This window comes from Nodosilinea sp. FACHB-131 (assembly GCF_014695395.1).
In the GTDB taxonomy this organism is placed as follows: Bacteria; Cyanobacteriota; Cyanobacteriia; order Phormidesmidales; family Phormidesmidaceae; genus Nodosilinea.
The window spans coordinates 294,893-312,203 of the sequence record NZ_JACJOF010000016.1 but is presented as its reverse complement, the minus strand read 5'-3'; the positions used below and the strand labels follow the sequence as shown (position 1 = coordinate 312,203).

General features: G+C 56.9%; 21 protein-coding genes. 8 read left to right on the top strand and 13 right to left on the bottom strand.

Going from position 1 to position 17,311, the window contains the following annotated elements; genetic code table 11:
* Positions 1–204: transposase (locus H6F75_RS11510; protein ID WP_190752254.1), on the top strand; the 204-nt coding region annotated here is incomplete at its 5' end.
* Between the two features lie 15 nt (positions 205–219).
* Here H6F75_RS11510 and H6F75_RS11505 read toward each other — a convergent pair.
* The 6 genes from H6F75_RS11505 to glgP form a co-directional block, all read right to left on the bottom strand.
* Positions 220–519, bottom strand: a complete 300-nt coding sequence (locus H6F75_RS11505; protein ID WP_347710639.1) for a DUF86 domain-containing protein — start codon at positions 517–519, stop codon at positions 220–222.
* The gene (locus tag H6F75_RS11500; RefSeq protein WP_242019888.1) at positions 509–811 is read right to left on the bottom strand and encodes a nucleotidyltransferase family protein; all 303 of its coding nucleotides are present in this window, start codon (positions 809–811) and stop codon (positions 509–511) included. Before H6F75_RS11500 ends, H6F75_RS11505 begins: the two co-directional genes overlap by 11 nt.
* An 86-nt stretch (positions 812–897) precedes the next feature.
* The gene (locus H6F75_RS11495) at positions 898–1,146 is read right to left on the bottom strand and encodes a hypothetical protein (RefSeq protein ID WP_190752252.1); all 249 of its coding nucleotides are present in this window, start codon (positions 1,144–1,146) and stop codon (positions 898–900) included.
* Positions 1,124–2,104: an LLM class oxidoreductase gene (locus tag H6F75_RS11490; RefSeq protein ID WP_199303872.1), complete on the bottom strand. Its 981-nt coding sequence runs from the start codon at positions 2,102–2,104 to the stop codon at positions 1,124–1,126. Before H6F75_RS11490 ends, H6F75_RS11495 begins: the two co-directional genes overlap by 23 nt.
* 3 nt (positions 2,105–2,107) lie before the next feature.
* Positions 2,108–2,515 (bottom strand): OsmC family protein, encoded by a 408-nt coding sequence (locus H6F75_RS11485; RefSeq protein ID WP_190752250.1) that lies wholly within the window; start codon positions 2,513–2,515, stop codon positions 2,108–2,110.
* A gap of 308 nt (positions 2,516–2,823) precedes the next feature.
* On the bottom strand, positions 2,824–5,445 hold the full coding sequence (glgP, locus tag H6F75_RS11480) for an alpha-glucan family phosphorylase (RefSeq protein WP_190752248.1): 2,622 nt from the start codon (positions 5,443–5,445) through the stop codon (positions 2,824–2,826).
* Positions 5,446–5,709: 264 nt separating this feature from the next.
* On the opposite strand from glgP, the gene H6F75_RS11475 reads away from it, so the two are divergent.
* The 3 genes from H6F75_RS11475 (at position 5,710) to H6F75_RS11465 (ending at position 6,949) form a co-directional block, all read left to right on the top strand.
* The gene (locus tag H6F75_RS11475) at positions 5,710–5,847 is read left to right on the top strand and encodes a hypothetical protein (protein WP_190752247.1); all 138 of its coding nucleotides are present in this window, start codon (positions 5,710–5,712) and stop codon (positions 5,845–5,847) included.
* 213 nt (positions 5,848–6,060) lie between these two features.
* Positions 6,061–6,363, top strand: coding sequence for a hypothetical protein (locus H6F75_RS11470; RefSeq protein ID WP_190752245.1), 303 nt, complete (start codon positions 6,061–6,063; stop codon positions 6,361–6,363).
* Positions 6,364–6,616: 253 nt separating this feature from the next.
* Positions 6,617–6,949, top strand: coding sequence for an RNA-binding protein (locus H6F75_RS11465; protein WP_190519114.1), 333 nt, complete (start codon positions 6,617–6,619; stop codon positions 6,947–6,949).
* Between the two features lie 257 nt (positions 6,950–7,206).
* On the opposite strand, the gene H6F75_RS11460 is transcribed toward H6F75_RS11465, so the two are convergent.
* The 3 genes from H6F75_RS11460 to H6F75_RS11450 all read right to left on the bottom strand — a co-directional run bounded on the left by H6F75_RS11460 (position 7,207) and on the right by H6F75_RS11450 (position 9,885).
* Complete coding sequence (locus H6F75_RS11460) at positions 7,207–8,115, bottom strand: hypothetical protein (protein ID WP_190752243.1); 909 nt, start codon at positions 8,113–8,115, stop codon at positions 7,207–7,209.
* A gap of 123 nt (positions 8,116–8,238) precedes the next feature.
* Positions 8,239–9,102, bottom strand: a complete 864-nt coding sequence (ylqF, locus tag H6F75_RS11455) for a ribosome biogenesis GTPase YlqF (protein WP_190752241.1) — start codon at positions 9,100–9,102, stop codon at positions 8,239–8,241.
* A 192-nt stretch (positions 9,103–9,294) separates the two neighbouring features.
* Positions 9,295–9,885 carry a PadR family transcriptional regulator gene (locus H6F75_RS11450; RefSeq protein WP_190752239.1) on the bottom strand — a complete coding sequence of 197 codons (591 nt, stop codon included), beginning with the start codon at positions 9,883–9,885 and terminating at the stop codon, positions 9,295–9,297.
* Positions 9,886–10,070: 185 nt separating this feature from the next.
* Here H6F75_RS11450 and H6F75_RS11445 point away from each other — a divergent pair, with 185 nt between their 5' ends.
* Positions 10,071–10,730: a Coq4 family protein gene (locus H6F75_RS11445; protein WP_190752238.1), complete on the top strand. Its 660-nt coding sequence runs from the start codon at positions 10,071–10,073 to the stop codon at positions 10,728–10,730.
* 150 nt (positions 10,731–10,880) lie between these two features.
* Here the strand turns inward: H6F75_RS11445 and H6F75_RS11440 are convergent, their stop codons facing one another.
* Positions 10,881–11,285, bottom strand: a complete 405-nt coding sequence (locus tag H6F75_RS11440; RefSeq protein WP_190752308.1) for a universal stress protein — start codon at positions 11,283–11,285, stop codon at positions 10,881–10,883.
* 186 nt (positions 11,286–11,471) lie between these two features.
* Between H6F75_RS11440 and H6F75_RS11435 the strand changes: the two genes are divergently transcribed.
* A complete protein-coding gene (locus H6F75_RS11435; RefSeq protein WP_190752236.1) occupies positions 11,472–12,677 on the top strand; it encodes a phosphoglycerate kinase in 1,206 nt (401 codons plus the stop codon).
* An 82-nt stretch (positions 12,678–12,759) separates the two neighbouring features.
* On the opposite strand, the gene H6F75_RS11430 is transcribed toward H6F75_RS11435, so the two are convergent.
* Positions 12,760–13,665 carry a glycosyltransferase gene (locus H6F75_RS11430; RefSeq protein WP_190752234.1) on the bottom strand — a complete coding sequence of 302 codons (906 nt, stop codon included), beginning with the start codon at positions 13,663–13,665 and terminating at the stop codon, positions 12,760–12,762.
* A 328-nt stretch (positions 13,666–13,993) separates the two neighbouring features.
* On the bottom strand, positions 13,994–15,106 hold the full coding sequence (locus tag H6F75_RS11425) for an AI-2E family transporter (RefSeq protein WP_190752232.1): 1,113 nt from the start codon (positions 15,104–15,106) through the stop codon (positions 13,994–13,996).
* Positions 15,107–15,232: 126 nt separating this feature from the next.
* Between H6F75_RS11425 and H6F75_RS11420 the strand changes: the two genes are divergently transcribed.
* Positions 15,233–15,964 carry a phycocyanobilin:ferredoxin oxidoreductase gene (locus tag H6F75_RS11420; RefSeq protein ID WP_190752230.1) on the top strand — a complete coding sequence of 244 codons (732 nt, stop codon included), beginning with the start codon at positions 15,233–15,235 and terminating at the stop codon, positions 15,962–15,964.
* A 74-nt stretch (positions 15,965–16,038) separates the two neighbouring features.
* Positions 16,039–16,671 carry a guanylate kinase gene (gene gmk / locus H6F75_RS11415; RefSeq protein WP_190752228.1) on the top strand — a complete coding sequence of 211 codons (633 nt, stop codon included), beginning with the start codon at positions 16,039–16,041 and terminating at the stop codon, positions 16,669–16,671.
* A 100-nt stretch (positions 16,672–16,771) separates the two neighbouring features.
* Here the strand turns inward: gmk and H6F75_RS11410 are convergent, their stop codons facing one another.
* Positions 16,772–17,308, bottom strand: coding sequence for a DUF1499 domain-containing protein (locus tag H6F75_RS11410; RefSeq protein ID WP_242019886.1), 537 nt, complete (start codon positions 17,306–17,308; stop codon positions 16,772–16,774).
* Positions 17,309–17,311: the final 3 nt, after the last annotated feature.

The window sequence follows — 17,311 nt, the reverse complement described above, 5'->3', positions numbered from 1 at the left end:
GCCACCTTTCATCACGGCGGTCGGATTGTTCAGTTGATTGAGGCCGCAGACTGTCAGGTCGTTTACCTTCCACCCTATTCCCCCGACCTCAACCGGATCGAAAAGTGCTGGGGGTGGTTAAAGAGCCGGATTCGCAAACACCTCCCCCATGCCGACGGCTTACGTGCCGCTATTGAAGTCGTGCTCAAGCAAGCCGCGTCCTAACCTAGATGACCACAGCTATAAGTTTTCGCAAGCGGTTTCCCAAACAACATCCAGCTTTACTCGAAAGTAAGCATGGGCCATGATATTTCGCATATCGGTCATTTGTCGCCAGGGCAAGTCTGGTGCCAGGGCTTTGATGTCCGAGGGAATATTTGCTGAAGCTTCCCCAATAATGATGAGCTGATAAATTATCGACTCAACCAAGATAGCGTCATTAACAAAGGCTGCAAAATCAAAGCCGTCTAAACGAGTCTGAATTGTCTCGATGGCATTCAAAATATCTTCTACCCGCAACCTCCAGTTCCTAGAAGACACGAATCGTGCTCTCCAAAACTGGAAGTCGTAGGTGTTCCTTTAAAGCATCCACTGTGCCTAAATCAATAGGACGCTGAAGCAGATCTTCTAAAAAGTATTGAATATCAAAAACTTGGAAAAACCCGACTGGCCTAGAAAATTCCACTAAGAAGTCAACATCGCTTTGAGGGGTGGCTTCATCGCGAGCTACAGAACCAAAAATCTCTAGAGATTTAACACCCATCTGCTCAAGAGTACTTTGATGGGCTTTAACCCTAGCGACGATGTCCTGGCAATTAAGGCTGTTAGGCATAGCCTAAATCTCCTGGAGATACAGCCATTATCGCAAACAAACTGGGTGAGGACAAAATGGCGGGGGTTGATCTATCGCCAGCCCTGCTACTCGCTGGCCGCAAACTGTACCGGCTTGCCGTCTACAGAAATCAAGCGATCGAGGCGAATTTCGGTGCCGTCCTTCAGCCGCAGATATTCGGCTTTCTCAACCGCAAAGAAATCGACGATTTGGCCTTCAGTGCTCACTTCATCGCCGCCCTCGGTGCGGTAGTGAATTGGGCAAGTTTGGTGTAGGGTGGCCAGAGCCTCTAACTCGTCGTAGAAATCACAGCTAACCGACTGATACTCGTCCATGGGTTAAAACCTCTGAATGAATGTGCGGTAAAACCTCTCGACCAATTTCTTCTAGCACATCGCCTGCGGGGCGCTCACCATACTTGAGGTTGAGGCCGACGTGGTTGACGCCAATGTCGCGCAGGTGCAGCAGCAGGTCGAGCAGGCGATCGCGCCCCAGCCTATAGCCCAGGTGAATGGGCGTTGCCGCAGCGGTGGGGTCATCCACCAGATCGACGTAGAGCGATTGGGCGTAGGGTTTGAATCTGCCAGGGGCGACGCGATCGACCAGGGCGCGCCAGTCTTGAATCATGCGGGCCTGCATGTGGGGATGGCGTGGGTAATAGAGCCAGCCGTCAGCGTGCTCGGCGATCCACTCGGGGGTTTGACGGCTGTGGCCCGTCACCAGCAGGGGAATGCTGCCGTTGACGGGCTTGGGCAGCAGGTCGGCCCCCTCCATCTGGGTCAGCGACGAGCGCATCACCGGAAACTCTGTGGCCAAGGCCTGCCTAAAGTCAGCAAAGGTCTGACGAAAGCGATCGCCCCGCGTCTCAAAGTCAACCCCAAAGGCAGGAAACTCCACCGGGCGATCGCCCGAAGCCACCCCCATCACCAACCGTCCTTGGGAGAGCTGATCGACCGAAGCCGCTGACTTCGCCAGGTGCAACGGGTGGCGCTGGCTAAAGATAATGCTGCCGGTGGCCAAGGCAATGCGATCGGTCTGGGCCGCCATGTAGCCTAAGTAAACCCAGGGGTCAAAAATCTGCCCCACGTCTCCAAAGGTGGGGTCATAGAGCGGCACGTCTCGCACCCAGAGGGCGGCATAGCCCAGGGCCTCGGCTCGCTGGGCCAGCTCCACCTGATGCTGCATGGTGGGAATGCTGCCCTTGTACGCCTCGATAGGAAAGAACACGCCGACCGTCAGCTGATTGGGTTGGAACATGCGATCAAACCCGGTCTGAATGGGGGATGAGTTCATGGGTTATGGCGACGGAATCGCGGCAGGGGTCAAGACGGTTTGAATTGGGGTGCTGGCGCTGAGCAGGCGGTGCACCGGGCAGCGATCGCCAATTTCCCGCAGGCGATCGCGCTGCTCAGCGGTCAGGTCGCCCACCAAAGTCAGGTAGACCGCAATGGTTGACTGTTTCTCTACGGTTTGCAGCTCCGCCGCCACGTAGACATGCTCAACCGGCCAACCCTTGCGCTCGGCATACATTTTGATCGTGATCGCTTTGCAGCTGCCCAGTCCCGCTAAAACTAGCTCCGTTGGAGTCGGCCCCTGGTCGCTGCCGCCGAGGTGGGTTGGCTCGTCGGCAACCAGCTGAAACTGGCGGATAGCCACGTCTTGGCCAAAGCGCGACGCGTTCGACGAAACCTGAACTGAGGCCATGGTGATTTCTCCATAGTGCGACTGATGCTTGCGGTTAGAAACCGGGCTTTTAGGGTGACGTTTTAGATCTGCTGATTATCCCTAGAAACCCAATCACTACACCATCTCAAGCGTAGTGATTACGCTGGGCTATGCGCCGCTGTCAACGGCCCAAACTGCCCCCGTCACCCAGGCCGATTGCCTAGAGAGCAACAGGGCGATCGCCCCTGCCCTAGCTTCCGACCTGCCTGCGCACTGTGCAATCCGTTTTTGACAATCGGCATTTGATCCACAAGCGCTTAGCCCATGGTGAACCAGACAGATCTTGCTTACACCAGCGCTGCTGTAGGTGTCACCACCCCCGAGACAATCCGCACCGAGTCTGGGTCGGCCCAGAGCACTAGCTTGGGATCGTAGGGGCTGTTGAGGTATCGGTGACGGGGCAAAATGCGCAGTGACAGGCCCTGTAACCCGCTGGCGGTGTACTCCATTTCCAAGGCGTAGATGCTTCTGCCGTTGGCATCTGGCCCCTGATGGGCCATGGGCACCGCTACCCCCGAGTGAATTTCGCCATCCACCGAGACTGTGCCCTGGTAGAGTTCGACCTGCACATCGTCGGGGGTGAGGGCACCGAGCTGAATGGCGGCAGTCACTTTAAAAGGCTGGTTCACCTGGAGGTTGGTCGTGTCGGAGATAGCCACTTCTTCAAAGCGCACGTCATACCAGTGGTCGGCCATGCGGGCCTGCCAAGTGGCCAGCTCTTTGCCGGGGCTATAGCTGGCCGAGGCTAGGGTAGAGGCGCGATCGCTGGCCGCAAAGTACCCCAAATTGGCGTAGTCCTTCACCATGCGGGCGGTGTTGAACTGGGGCGTATTGAAGTAGATTGCCTCCTTCATTTTGGCTACCCAGCCCCGAGGGATTTCGTCTTTGTCGCGATCGTAGAACAGCGGCACCACCTCTTTTTCCAAGATGTCGTAGAGGGCGTTGGCCTCCACGTCGTCTTGGTAGTTAGGGTCGTCGTAGTCTTCGCCGTGGCCGATGGGCCAGCCGGTGCGAATGTAGTCGGCCTCATCCCACCAGCCGTCGAGCACGCTGAGGTTGGGGAGGCCGTTCATCGCCGCTTTCATGCCGCTGGTGCCGCTGGCCTCGCGGGGGCGGCGGGGGTTGTTGAGCCACACGTCGCAACCGGCCACCATGTCCCGCGACAGGTGAATGTCGTAATTGGGCACAAACACAATGGATTTACTCAACCCCTGATCGCGGGTGAAGTGAATGATGCTGCGGATCAGTTCTTTGCCGGGAATGTCTTTGGGGTGGGCTTTGCCCGCAATCACAAACTGCACGCGGCGATCGCCGCCATTGCCGTTAATGATATTGCGGATGCGCTCGAGGTCGTGGAGAAACAGGGTGGCGCGCTTGTAGGTGGCAAAGCGGCGAGCAAAGCCAATGGTGAGCACAAAGGGGTCGAGGCACTCCTGGGCTTCGGCCAGCTCGCGGGTCGAGCCGCCGCGATCGCGCGTGCTCTTGGCCAGGCGATCGCGCACCGTCACCACCAGGTGCGATCGGCACTGCTCGTGGTTGCGCCACAGTTCATCGTCGGGGATGGCGTACACCCGTTTCCAGAGCGATGCGCCCGGGCTCGCCTCAGCCCAGTTGGGGCCAAGGTAGCGATCGTAGAGTGTTTGGGTCGAGCGAGCGACGCAGCTGCGGGCGTGCACCCCGTTGGTGATAGCGGTAATCGGCACCTCGCCCTGGGGCAGACCTGTCCACAGCTCGCCGAACATATCGCGCGACACCTCCGCATGGAGCTTGCTCACCCCGTTGATAAAGGTTGCCGTCTTAATTGCCAGCACCGCCATGCTAAAAGGAGCCGAAAAATCTCCTGTATCGGTGCGGCCTAGGGCTAGAAACTCAGCATCGCCCAGGCCAAATCGCTCACAGTAGGGACGCAGGTAGTGCAGCACCTTCTCCGGCGGAAATAGGTCGATACCGGCGGGCACTGGGGTGTGGGTAGTAAACATTTGGCTGGCCTGGGCCACCTGGAGGGCTTCAGCAAAGGTCAGGCCCTGTTCTTCTACCAGTACCCGCATGCGCTCTAGGGCCATAAAGGCCGAGTGGCCCTCGTTCATGTGGTAGGCCGTCGGCGTCAGCCCTAAAGCCCTCAACATGCGAATCCCGCCAATGCCCAGCATCACCTCCTGGTGAATGCGCATGTCGATGTCGCCGCCGTAGAGGCGATCGCAGATATCCTGGTCGTACTGATTGTTGGGTTCGATATTGGTGTCGAGTAGGTACAACGGTACCGTGCCCACCTGCACTCGCCACACCCGCGCGTACACCACGCGTCCCGGGTACTCCACCTCAATTCTGATCTCCTGACCCTTGGCATCCCGCTCTAGGTGCAGGGGCATGTTGTAAAAGTCATTGATCGGGTAGCGCTCCTGCTGCCAGCCGTCGGCATTCAGATACTGGGCAAAGTAGCCCTCCTGATAGAGCAGGCCCACCGCCACCAGGGGCAGGCCCAGATCGCTAGCCGACTTGAGGTGATCGCCAGCCAACACCCCCAATCCCCCGGAATACACCGGCATGCAGGTGGTGAGGCCAAACTCCATAGAAAAGTAGGCGTAGCATTCCCCCGAGACAGGCGACTTGCGGTGCTTTTTGTACCAGGTGCGATCGCGCAGATAGTCCTCCAGCCGCTGGGCCGCCCGATCCATCTGGGCCAAAAACCCCTCATCTTCCGCAATTTCATTCAGCCGCGCCTGGCTAATGGTGCCCATCATCAGCACCGGGTTGTAGCGGCTCGATTCCCACAGATCGCCGTCCAGCCGCCGAAATAGGTCTACCATCTCCACATCCCAATCCCAGTGGAGGTTGTAGGCCAGGGTGCGCAGCGCCTCTAGCCGCTGGGGCAGAGCTGGGGTAACGTTAAACGTACGAATGGGGCGCATAGAAAAGAATTCGCAATAATTTCATATAGAGCCATTCTGCCCTATCAGTCCTTAGGCGGTCTTGGAGCCATTGCTTTTAACACTCTCTTTGGCTCCCAGCCTGACTTACAGCCGCCATCCCGCCGCCGCAATTAGCGCTTCTCCCCAACATCCAGGTTATGAAATCCCTACCCGGGGGCATAGCCTAGGCAGGTAACCTCAGGGAATAATAATCTAGGTCAGAAAAATAACCTAACTATCTATACAGACAACAAGGACAAGGCTATGACGCAGGACAGAAATAACCAGGGATTTGGAGCCACCCTCGACCAAGACGCTCGCCCCACCGTTGAGTTTGACCAGTGGGCTAGGGCCGTGCGCCAGCAGATGGTGGCTGCCCTCAAGCGTCGCGGTAACAGCTAGAACTGCGTTGGTCAAAGACTCGCCCCCAGGGCAGTCTTAACTACCAGAGCGAAGGGTGCAAGGTTTTAGTTGCCAGACTTGGGTCAAACCTTGCACCCTCAATCCTAAATTTTGCGCTCCACCCTCCATACTCCACGAACTCCCCTCCATAGTCTTGGTAGACTACTGGTGCAATCTCCCCTCAAAGCACCCGTACCCCTCATCGCCAACTCTGTGGCCACTAAAAAAACTACCGGCAAAAGCAGCGGCCAGCCCAGCGCAAGTCCTATCCCAACTCCCGTCAGCACGGACCGGGGGTTTAAGGTTCAGGTATTTTATTTAGCGGCCAGCAGCAACAGCCCCAGCGCTCCCACCAAAGACGCCCTGTGGTTTGCTACCTACCCGATTATTCCGCGCATCGGTGACTGCGTATTCAGAGACGGCGTGTACTACCGAGTAGAGCGCGTCTTTTTGTATGAAAATTTGGCCGCTGGCTGGTGTGCTGATGTTGAGGTTACCTTCTACGGCAGACGCTGATCAAGCCTTGGCAAGTGCTCTAAGTAGCGTGTTACAAAACTTATGGGAAGCCCCGTCCTCAATGGCTGTAACGACTGCTGTCACAGTATTACAGAACGATTAATCTCCAGAAACCTTATGCTAAAGTAGGCGGGTAACATGTTTTGCTTTCGGTAGGCTGGTTAATCACAGTCTGATCTCAGTTTTCGGGTAATCGTGTGTACCACTCCGAATCGAACTTGTCTACATTACATGTCAATTTTGGAGTTGTGCCATGTCGATCTATGTAGGAAACCTCGCCTACAATGCTACGGAAGGAGACATCACTGAAGTCTTTTCCGAGTACGGGGCCGTTAGCCGAGTAACGGTGCCCACCGATCGCGAAACCGGTCGCCCCCGGGGCTTCGCGTTTGTCGAGATGGAGAAGGAAGCTGACGAAGACGCTGCCATTGAGGCCCTCGACGGAGCTGAGTGGATGGGTCGCGAGCTGCGCGTTAACAAAGCTCGTCCCAAAGAAAAGCGCGCCGGTGGTGGTGCTCCCCGCGGCAACTTCGGCGGTGGCGGCGGCGGCCGAGATGGTGGCAACCGCGAGTTTTCCCGCTGGTAGATCGCCTAGACACAACTAAATTATTTTTTGCAATGGCAGAGGATGACTATCTTCTGCCATTTTGCTGTTGGCTAATTAAGGGAGCTGGCTAAGTAGGAGAGTGCAATTATTTGCAAATCCCGTAGACTCTCCACGGCGCGAAAACTATCGACCGGCGTCGATTATGGTGCAATGATCCATCCCGCGTTTAATCCAGCCTACCTACTCAAAGATGGCAGGCTTAAAGAGAGAAGGGTAACGGTAAGGCTTCAGCAGCCCTAACGCTTAGTCAAAGGCGAAGTCTGCTGCCAAACAACTGCCTGGTCGCGACTCAACCCTGAAAAAACCAAGTTTTCTATGCTAGAGAGTCCTAAAGAAGCTAATGTTTGATGCGTCAACAGAGTTTGAACCTGGTTAGCCGCGTCTTCGGGGTTAATCACGCGAACGGCTAGCCAGGAAATATTAAGCTGGCTACCCTGCGTGCTGACCTGAGCCGCAACACCTCGTTCTTTAAGCAGGGCTTCGACTCGTTCCACCGCAGGAAGAGATTCATCTTGAGAAGCTAAAACAGGGGCCTCAGTCTCGGCAGAAGCCTCTGCGGCTTGTTGCTGGGGTGGATTTTCTATATATTCCTTGAGCTGGCGGAACGCCTGCTTCAAGTCTTCTACCTTGGCCCGATCGCCCTCGCGTAGGGTCTGAGCTTTGAGTTTAAAGTAAGCGTCCTCAACTTTTTTCAGTGAGTCTCCCTGCTTTAGGCCAAGCAGGGCATAGGCATAGGCAACAGTACCTGGAGCTGGTTGTTCAGGTCCGGCGACGGGCTCCGTCAGATCTTCAGACGCTGCGGACTGATGATCGAAGTCGCTCTCTAGCGTTAATGGCCGAACCTCATCTGTAGCCGCACTGAGGTCAACTTCAACTCCCCAGCCAGGCTCTCGCTGATCGGCCTGTTCTGCGTAAATTTGAAGAACCGTAATTGAGGTAACCTGCAATCGCTCTAGCCCCCGTCGCACATAGGAGACCGTTGCCGTCTGGGGAGGTAGGGTTTGCCCCGTAAGCCATAGCTGTAGGCAATCGCTTTGGCGATCGCAGCGCACGGTAACGCCCTTGGGCTGTAGGGCCTGGTTCATCAACGCGGCGATCGCAGCGGCATCGCCCTCTTTAGCCTGCTCTAGCAATGAGATGGGCACTGTGGTTAACCTCTCAACCAGTTTCTTTAGTCTAAGGTTAGCTAATTTGCCTCTTTTTAAGTTTTAAGGGTCACTGTCAGTTGCCATAACTTCGGTCAGTCTCAGGGTGAGAACCTTACGGTCTCAAACTGGAGGCCACTCCAGCACCCACGGCCCCAGTAGCCCAGTCCGAAAGTCGTTGAGAATACGCTTAGCCGTGCGTTCCACATTGTCCTGAAATTTTTGGGTCGCCACCTGAACCACAAAGTCTTCCCCGGTGCAGTCATCTAGCGTCAGGCCGTAGCGGGACTGCAAACTGTCGCGGTAATCGTCTGGGAAGCCTGCCTGCTGCAAGCCTTTGAGCACATCTAGAAACGCGGCAGCGGTGCGCTGGGTATCGTAGGAGGCTTCGCCAATGTCGTCACAGATAGCTAGCTTTAGGGCAGCGGCCTGGTCATCCATGCGAGAAGGGATGACGCCTGGCGCATCGAGCAGGTCGAGATCGCCCGACAGACGCACCCACCGTAGCTGGCGGGTGACTCCGGCTTTGCGGGCGCTGGCCACCACCTTGCGGTTCAGCAGGCGATTGATCAGCGCCGATTTACCCACGTTGGGAAAGCCAATCACCACGGCGCGGATGGGGCGGGGCTTCATACCGCGAGCCTGGCGGCGCTGGTTGACGGCCTCACCAGCGGTCTGGGCGGCTTTTGCGATCGCCTTCACCCCCTTACCCTGCTGACCATCGGTGAAGTAGGGCACCTCCCCCTGCTGACGAAACCAGGTTTCCCAGGCGGTGCGGGCCTCCGATGAAATCATATCGACCCGGTTGATCACCAATACCCGAGGTTTCTCACCCACCCAGGCGTCAACCTTGGGGTGCCGCGTCGATACCGGAATGCGGGCATCGCGCACCTCGAGCACCACATCCACGCGGTTGAGCTGATCGACCAGGGCTTTTTCTGCCTTGGCGATATGGCCGGGATACCACTGGATTTCGGGGGTGGACATGGGGGAGTGGGGGGAGGGGTAAGGGGTTAGGGGAGATGGAGGAGGTGAGGAAGTGATGGGGAAGATGGGGAAAAGTTCTTTAGCGATCGTAGGGCGCATAATGCAGCTCATTTCCCAGCGACGCCCCTATTGAGAATAAACCTATTCCGGAAATCGGCTTCCCTTACCTCCGTGAATCCCTTGGGGAAGGAGCTAGGCGTGGGGTTCTTCACAGGGTTCCACCCAGGGCGGGGGGGCATCCTCAGTGGGAAGGGTGCTGAGGGTGGCCAGGGTTTCATCGCACCAGGTGAGCCAGCTGGTTTCGTAGTGGATGCCGTTACGCAGAGTGATGTACTGGAAGCGCGCCGCTAAGGGCATGGCCTCAGGCTGGGAGAAGTATTTTTGCTCAATATCTCGATAGGCTGCCAGCGTCGCCACATGCTGGGCACGCTCATGCTCAAGGGTAGCCCCCATGGTATCGGGCGGCACTAGGTAGCCCACAAAGAGCTTGACCAGCAGATCATCTTTGGTCGGTACACATTTGGCAGGCTGGGCAATCCACTCCTTGAGCTGGGTCTTGCCCGCTGCGGTGACGCAGTAGATCTTTTTATCGGGTTTGCCCGCCTGGGCGATCGCTTCGGCAGTGACCAACCCCTGCTGCTCCAACTTGGTCAACTCGCGATAGATCTGCTGGTGGCTGGCGTGCCAGAAGAAACCCACCGAGCCGTCAAACTGCTTAGCCAGATCGTAGCCACTACAGGGGCGATCGGTGAGGGCCGAGAGAATTGCGTGGGAAAGGGCCATAGAGAACGTTGCAAAACTAAATATGCAAAATATTGACTATGCACTTAAGTGCACATAGTATTGGGTCATCGGAAATGCAAAAAGTTGCATATTCACTCAATTGCATTCTCATTATGTCTGTTCTGGGCGAGCGCCCTTGTCTGCGATCGCATTTGTTCACATCCTTTCCTCACTGGAGAAACGTCATGGTTAGCCGAATTCAACCATACTCCCATCGTCAACGCCCGCGATCGCCCCTAAGCGGCATCAACTGGTCAGAGCTGAGAGCTGCCTACCGAGCCTTCTTGGGTGACCCTGCCGCGGGCATCCTACACATTCTCGCGGCTGGACGCCATAGCCAATGGCAGCGTTGGGTCGAGCACCGCCTGGAGCAGCAAGCAACTCACCTGGCCTATCGCACCATTTCAGTCGATCTCAATGCCCTAGTGCAGCTACCGCCCGACACTTTAGGTGGTGCCTACGCCCGTCATATGATCCGCTACGGGTTTAATCCTGAAGCATTTATGACCGACGAGGCCAATAGCGAATGGCTGCGCCAGCGCACCGCCATCAGCCACGACATCTATCACATCTACACCGGCTTTGATGCCTCACCCATTGGCGAATTTGGCGTGGCCGCCTACACCCTGGTGCAGTACCGCGATCTGCTGAACGTGTTTGTGCTCTCCTTCGTGCCGTTGAGCTTGACCAACCCGCTGTGGACGGTGCCACTGCTGCGAGCAATATGGCGCGGCTTGCGCATGGGGGTCAGGGGGCGGGCGGCGATCGCCTACCCGCCCGAACTCAATTGGGACAAGCCGCTGGCGATCGTCCGTCAGGAGCTAGGGCTGGGAGAGTTTTTCTGAGGTCTACGGGGATAGGTGGGCCAAGGTAAAAGGAGATTTTGGTGGGCAGTGCCCACCCTACACGCTGGCAATGCCCCTATGTGCTATCGGGATTGTGGCGCTTGGCCTACCCATCCACCCATTCACCCGCCTACCCATCCACCTCTTCCCCTAGGGAATAATCAGCACCGGGCAGGGCGATAAATTAATCACCCGCGTGGTCACGCTTTCGTCCTGCACGTCTTCGATCAGGCCTACACCGCGACAGCCCATCACGATCAGGTCGGCGTTGAGCTCATCAGCCACATCGCAGATCACAAAGGCCGGTTGACCTTCCCGCTCCAGCACTTCGGTATCAATCGATTGAGCGGCAAATAGAGCCTTAGCCTGCCCTAGCAGCTTAGCCACCGCCTCGGGGGATGACTGGGCCGAAGGCTGACTCGCATCCACCTTCGGTTCGACGACCGACAGCAAAACTAGGCGACTCTGGTGGGTTTTAACCAGTTCTGCAACTTTGGGAGCCGCCTGCTGCGCCTCAGAACTCATGTCGATGGGAAATAAAACCGTCTTGAACATGGCGTATCGAAGGGAACTCACACTCCGGTAAAATGAGGGCGGCAATAGGTAAACATTACGACAGACACAGCACCTGGGCTGCACCGCTCCCTCAAATCTACCTTAGTCAAGGTTGGGGCCGCCGCCACCCGTGCGCTGCATAACGTAATAAATACAGAGTCTTAAACCGTTTTAGGAGGTAATAGCGTGGTTAAAAAATCGGTGGCAAGCCTGACGGCAGCCGACCTTTCGGGCAAGCGGGTACTGGTGCGGGCCGATTTCAACGTGCCCCTCGATGACCAGGGTGCGATTACTGACGACACCCGCATTCGGGCTGCCCTGCCCACTATCCAAGACCTCACTGGCAAGGGGGCCAAGGTGATTCTCACCAGCCACTTTGGTCGCCCTAAGGCCCAGGTGGTTGAGAGCATGCGCCTCACCCCCGTAGCCAAGCGCCTGAGCGAGCTGCTGGGTCAAGAGGTGATCAAGTGCGATGACTGCATCGGTGACGAAGTTGCCGCCGCCGTGGGCGCGATGGAAAACGGCCAGGTGGCTCTGCTCGAAAACGTGCGCTTCTACGCAGGCGAAGAGGCCAACGACCCTGAGTTTGCTAAGCAGCTCGCCGCCAACGCCGACCTCTATGTGAACGATGCTTTCGGCACCGCCCACCGGGCCCACGCTTCCACTGAGGGCGTGACCAAATACCTCAGCCCCTCCGTGGCCGGCTACCTGATTGAGAAAGAGCTTCAGTATCTGCAAGCGGCGATCGAGAATCCCCAAAAGCCTTTGGCGGCGATCATCGGCGGTTCCAAGGTCTCCAGCAAAATTGGCGTGATTGAGACCCTGCTCGACAAGGTCGACAAGCTGCTGATCGGCGGCGGCATGATTTTCACCTTTTATAAGGCGCGAGGCCTCAACGTGGGCAAGTCGCTGGTCGAAGAAGACAAGCTGGAACTAGCCAAAGCTCTAGAAGCCAAGGCCAAGGAAAAGGGCGTTGACCTGCTGCTGCCCACCGACGTGGTGCTGGCCGACAACTTCGCCCCCGACGCCAATGCTCAAACCACCAGCGTTGACGCCATCCCCGACGGCTGGATGGGTCTCGACATTGGCCCCGACTCGATCAAGGTGTTCCAAGACGCGCTGAAGCAATGCAAGTCAGTGATCTGGAACGGCCCCATGGGCGTGTTTGAGTTCGACAAGTTTGCGGCGGGTACCGAGGCGATCGCCCATACCCTAGCCGAACTCACCGGCCAGGGCGTTACCACCATCATTGGCGGCGGCGACTCAGTGGCTGCGGTCGAGAAAGTGGGCATGGCTGAGAAAATGAGCCACATCTCCACCGGCGGCGGCGCTAGCCTAGAGCTGCTCGAAGGCAAAGAGCTGCCCGGCATCGCTGCCCTAGACGACGCCTAGGCCCAGATTTGCTAGCTGAGGTTTAAACAAAAAGGGATTGGGATGTTATTGAACCCCAATCCCTTTTTGCTGAATAACAGTCCTAGCCCGCAGACAGCTCCGGATCGGCCTTACCACGACCGAGCTGGGCCACCACCGCCTCCTTCGCCATGTCAAGCCAGCTGTGCCAGTAGCCTAAGCTCCAGCCCAGGTTGAGAAACCAAAGAAAGAGTGTGGGGCGATCGCGCACCCGCACCACAAACTTCACCGGCACCAGCGGCAGCGACAGAAAACACTTGAACAGCATCCCTTTTGGAAAGCCATAGGCCCAGTGCTTGCGGTATAGCCGGGCAGAGTAGTAGCCAAATTTTTTCAACCGCCGAAAGTTGGACCTGACATCGCCCCGAAAGCGAAAATTCACCACCGCATCTTTGACTTCGTGCAGCGTCACCCCCAGCGCTTGGATGCGCCAGCAATAGTCGATATCTTGCAAGGCCAAAAACTGCCCGTCAAACCCACTCACTGCCTCGTGGTGCACCCGCTTAACCGCCAGGTTGCTGGCTGAGCCAAAGGGCCGAAACGGATGGTAGAGCTTTCCGGTGCCCTCAATGCTGGTCAGCGCAGCAGAAAATTCGTTGCGATTGTTGAGCTGCGCCATCTCGCGCCGACCGCAGACCAGGTCGTGCTGTTCTAAAGCTGCTGCCATCGCCGCCAGCCAGCCGGGGGCGACTGCATCGTCAGCGTCACAGAACAACAGCGCGTCGCCCTGGGCCTGGGCGCAGGCCATGTTGCGAGCGTGGGCAGCCCCCCGGCGAGCCGAGGCATCAACTACCTTGAGGTGGGGCATGGTTTGCTGGTAGCGCTGCACTACATCTAGGGTGCCGTCGGTCGAGCCATTGTCGCCAACTACAATCTCCCAAGGTCCAGCAAATACCTGTTGGGATAGGGCATCTAGCTGGTCTGCAATCGTGGTTGCAGCGTTGTAGGCCGGGATAATAACGCTCAGCATAGGGCTGTCAATATGGATTTATATAGATTTTAAGGAAGCAGGTATAGCCATAGACAAGGCCTGCTTGTCTACGTACACCCGTCAATGGCGAGACGTAGGTCTCTCCGCAGCAGTTCCTAGCTAGTCTATGAAGATCCCCTCAGGCTGACAAGTCTCTACCGTTGCCAGCCTGAGGGGATCGACCCTGATGTCTTAAATTATACTTCCGCTAGCAACTGTAGCCTCCCCAACACTTAGGGCGGTTCGGCCTATGAGAAATTTGGGGCGGGAGGATGTTTATGGAAACACCTAGTTGAACTCAAGCTCAAGTTGAATCAAGTTAGTTGACCTAGACATCCTCAGAGGCCAAAGGTTCCGCAATCGGTTCTAGGCCTTCGGCCGACCTAGATAGGGGCTCAGCCGCACTGCCTCTGGGGCGATCGAGCACGTCGATAATCCAGGCTTCTTCAATCCAGGTCTTGCAGACCACCGCCAGGGGCAGAGCTAACACCAGCCCCACGGGGCCTAGGAAAGTAGCAAAAAAGATTTGAGACACCAGGGTAGCAGCGGGCAGTAGTGACACCTGCTTCTGCATCACCATTGGCGAAAACCAGTAGCTCTCAACGTTTTGAATCAGCACGTAGAGCACAACAACGGCTAGCGCTTTACCCGGCGACTGGAGAAGCGCCACAAACACCGGAAACACCGCGCTTAGGGTCGGCCCTAGATTAGGAATAAAGTTAAACACTCCAGCCAGCACCGCGTGGGCAAAGGCGTAGGGCACCCCCAGCAGCACCAGACCGGTGAAGCTGATTGTGGCTACAAAAATTGAGCTCAGCGCCACCCCACCCAGCCAGAACATGAGCGAATGCTCGCACTTCGTCAAAATTTCGTCGGCCCGGCGACGGTAGCTCGACGGAAACAGGCGCAGTAGCAGTCTGCGGTAGGCAGGGGGGTTAGCCAGCATCATCAGCGTCAGCACGGCTAGCAGCAGCAGCTGGAGCACAATCGCCACAGAGCTGGAGAAAAACGTCAGAAAGTTGCCAAACACCGTTGAGCCGATGGAAGCCACCTGACGCAGCAGGTCGGGCAGGGCCGGAAGCACCCGCAAATCTTGCTCAGGAAACCATTCAGGCGGGTTCTCCTGGAAGGCATCAAACCATCCCCCCAGTTGCTCAAACCCTCTGGGCGTCAGCAGTAGCAGTTCTTGAAACTGGTTGATAAACAGGGGCAGCACTAAGCCCAAAAAAACCACGCCGCCCAACAGCACCAGCGCCCCAGTGACCAACACGGCGCGATCGCGCGGCCAGCCGTATACCCGTGAGAAAAATCGCACCAGGCTGTTGAGCGCAATGGTAATTACCACTGCTGCAAAGATCAGTAAAACGATCTGGCGAAACTGCCAAACAATGACGAGGACAATGCCCAGAGCAGCCAGGTTGATCCAGTCGATGAGCTTCACGGTAATGGCACCTTATGCAGTTAACGACGCCCGTGGCCAAATTGTAGCTGGCTATAGTAACGGAGAGCTCTAGTATCCTGACTGCGACTGGTATGCTAAATACTTATTGCTGTTTCTTCGGGTGTCATGGTAGCCCCAACTCCAATCTCCCTGCGCGACCAGCAGCACCCGATGATTCGGGGCCTAGCCGATCGCATTGAAGCCACCTGGCGGCAGTATCTCGACCTATCGCCCTACCACCTGCCGGAGGATCTCGGCTACATTGAGGGCCGCCTAGAGGGCGAACGGCTCACCATTGAAAACCAGTGCTATCAGACCCCCCAGTTTCGCAAGCTGCACCTGGAGCTGGCCCGCGTGGGCAACAACTTAGACATTTTGCACTGCGTGATGTTTCCCCGACCTGAGTATGCCCTGCCCATGTTTGGCTGTGACCTGGTGGGCGGGCGCGGGCAAATTAGCGCTGCGATTGTCGATCTGTCGCCCGTGGGCAATGTCCTGCCGGCGGGCTATACCGCTGTTTTAGAGGCGCTGCCGGCTCAAAGCTTTAGCGAGGAGCGCGACCTGCCGGGTTGGGGCACCATTTTTTCGCCCTACTGTCGATTTATTCGCCCGGCCGGCTCCGAGGAGGAAACAGCTTTTATCGATCTGATTGCCACCTATCTAGCTCTGCACTGCCAACAGGCGATCGCCACACCAGCAACCCCAGCCCAGATCGAGAGCATTGTGGCCGGTCAGCGCCACTACTGTGAGCAGCAGCAAAAGAACGACAAAACCCGGCGAGTGCTCGAAAAAGCCTTTGGCGACGCCTGGGCCGAACGCTACATGACCACCGTGCTGTTTGATCTACCGACGGTCTAAAGTCATCTGGAATTTGGCCTTTCCCCAGGCTCTAGGTTGACTAGAATAGAAAATCTTAGCTATACACCGCCGCCATGACCGTCAGCACTCCAGCACCCCTAGAGACCCTCAGCCCAGAGACCCTCAGCCGAGCCACCGAGACCGAACTTGCCCCGCGTCGGGGTCGGCTGATCGTGTTTACGGGGCCTAGCGGGGTAGGCAAAGGGACGCTGCTGCGGGCGCTGCGCCACCGCTATCCGGCGCTGAAGCTGTCGGTGTCGGCCACCACGCGATCGCCCCGCCCCGGCGAGATCAATGGCCAAGACTACTACTTCGTCAGCCGCGACGAATTTCGCACCATGGTAGAGCAGGGAGAACTGCTGGAGTGGGCCGAGTTTGCGGGCAACCTCTATGGCACTCCTAAGACCCCGGTGATCAAAGAGATCGAAGCCGGCCAGTGGGTGATTTTAGAAATTGAGCTAGAGGGCGCTCGCCAGGTGCGCAAAACCTTTCCCCATGCGCTACAGCTGTTTGTGCTGCCCCCCTCATTAGAAGAGCTAGAAAGTCGCATTCGCCTGCGGGGGAAAGATGCCGACGATGCCATCCAGCGGCGGCTTCAGCGGGCACTGGTTGAGATTGATGCCGCCTCAGAATTTGACGAGCAAATCGTCAACGACGACCTAGAAGTGGCCCTTCAGCAGCTTGAGAACGCCATCTTTAAAGACTAAATTCGATCTTCCTTTAGCTCTTCAGTCCGGAAGATATACCAAAACGATTTCCCTGGCCTAGGTCAGGGAAATCGTTTTGGCAGGCGGTTAGAGCGATGGTCTACTCAACAACCGACGCTGAGGTTAGGGCTTGGCGAATGGTCTCTATACGCTGGCGGTTTACCCCCAAATCAGACTTGCCGAGGCGCGACGCCGATCGCACCTGAATGACGGGCGTAGACGGGTCGAGGTAAAACTCCACATCGTCCACAAAGCCCATCAGCTTGCTGGTGAACTCGGCGTAGAGGTAGCGATCGGTTTTCTCAATAATTGTCGTGCGAGACATGGCGTTGACCACAGCCTCTAGCAGAGCCATGGCTTGGGCCGGGTCGCCACTGTAGGCCAAGGGCGCGATCGCATGTTCTGGATTGGCATCGCTCTCGCTGACCACACAGTTGGGGGTGTCGGGACAGGGGGACAGCTTACCGTCTTTGACGCCTAAGTTTGTGGGGCGCTTACCTGCCAAACCACCCATAAACGGTAGTACTCCCATCGGGCCATCATCCAAAGAAACAGCAGCGCTGGGGTACGCATTGCCCAGCAGAGTCATCATAACCAGAGCAACCCCAAAGACAAGGCGAAAAACTGATCTCGGCATGAT

Coding starts and splice junctions, on each gene's coding strand:
- H6F75_RS11500 (WP_242019888.1), bottom strand. CDS start 811: ATGCCTAACAGCCTTAATTGCCAGGACATCGTCGCTAGGGTTAAAGCC.
- H6F75_RS11495 (WP_190752252.1), bottom strand. CDS start 1,146: ATGGACGAGTATCAGTCGGTTAGCTGTGATTTCTACGACGAGTTAGAG.
- H6F75_RS11490 (WP_199303872.1), bottom strand. CDS start 2,104: ATGAACTCATCCCCCATTCAGACCGGGTTTGATCGCATGTTCCAACCC.
- H6F75_RS11485 (WP_190752250.1), bottom strand. CDS start 2,515: ATGGCCTCAGTTCAGGTTTCGTCGAACGCGTCGCGCTTTGGCCAAGAC.
- glgP (WP_190752248.1), bottom strand. CDS start 5,445: ATGCGCCCCATTCGTACGTTTAACGTTACCCCAGCTCTGCCCCAGCGG.
- H6F75_RS11475 (WP_190752247.1), top strand. CDS start 5,710: ATGACGCAGGACAGAAATAACCAGGGATTTGGAGCCACCCTCGACCAA.
- H6F75_RS11465 (WP_190519114.1), top strand. CDS start 6,617: ATGTCGATCTATGTAGGAAACCTCGCCTACAATGCTACGGAAGGAGAC.
- ylqF (WP_190752241.1), bottom strand. CDS start 9,102: ATGTCCACCCCCGAAATCCAGTGGTATCCCGGCCATATCGCCAAGGCA.
- H6F75_RS11450 (WP_190752239.1), bottom strand. CDS start 9,885: ATGGCCCTTTCCCACGCAATTCTCTCGGCCCTCACCGATCGCCCCTGT.
- H6F75_RS11445 (WP_190752238.1), top strand. CDS start 10,071: ATGGTTAGCCGAATTCAACCATACTCCCATCGTCAACGCCCGCGATCG.
- H6F75_RS11440 (WP_190752308.1), bottom strand. CDS start 11,285: ATGTTCAAGACGGTTTTATTTCCCATCGACATGAGTTCTGAGGCGCAG.
- H6F75_RS11430 (WP_190752234.1), bottom strand. CDS start 13,665: ATGCTGAGCGTTATTATCCCGGCCTACAACGCTGCAACCACGATTGCA.
- H6F75_RS11420 (WP_190752230.1), top strand. CDS start 15,233: ATGGTAGCCCCAACTCCAATCTCCCTGCGCGACCAGCAGCACCCGATG.
- gmk (WP_190752228.1), top strand. CDS start 16,039: ATGACCGTCAGCACTCCAGCACCCCTAGAGACCCTCAGCCCAGAGACC.
- H6F75_RS11410 (WP_242019886.1), bottom strand. CDS start 17,308: ATGCCGAGATCAGTTTTTCGCCTTGTCTTTGGGGTTGCTCTGGTTATG.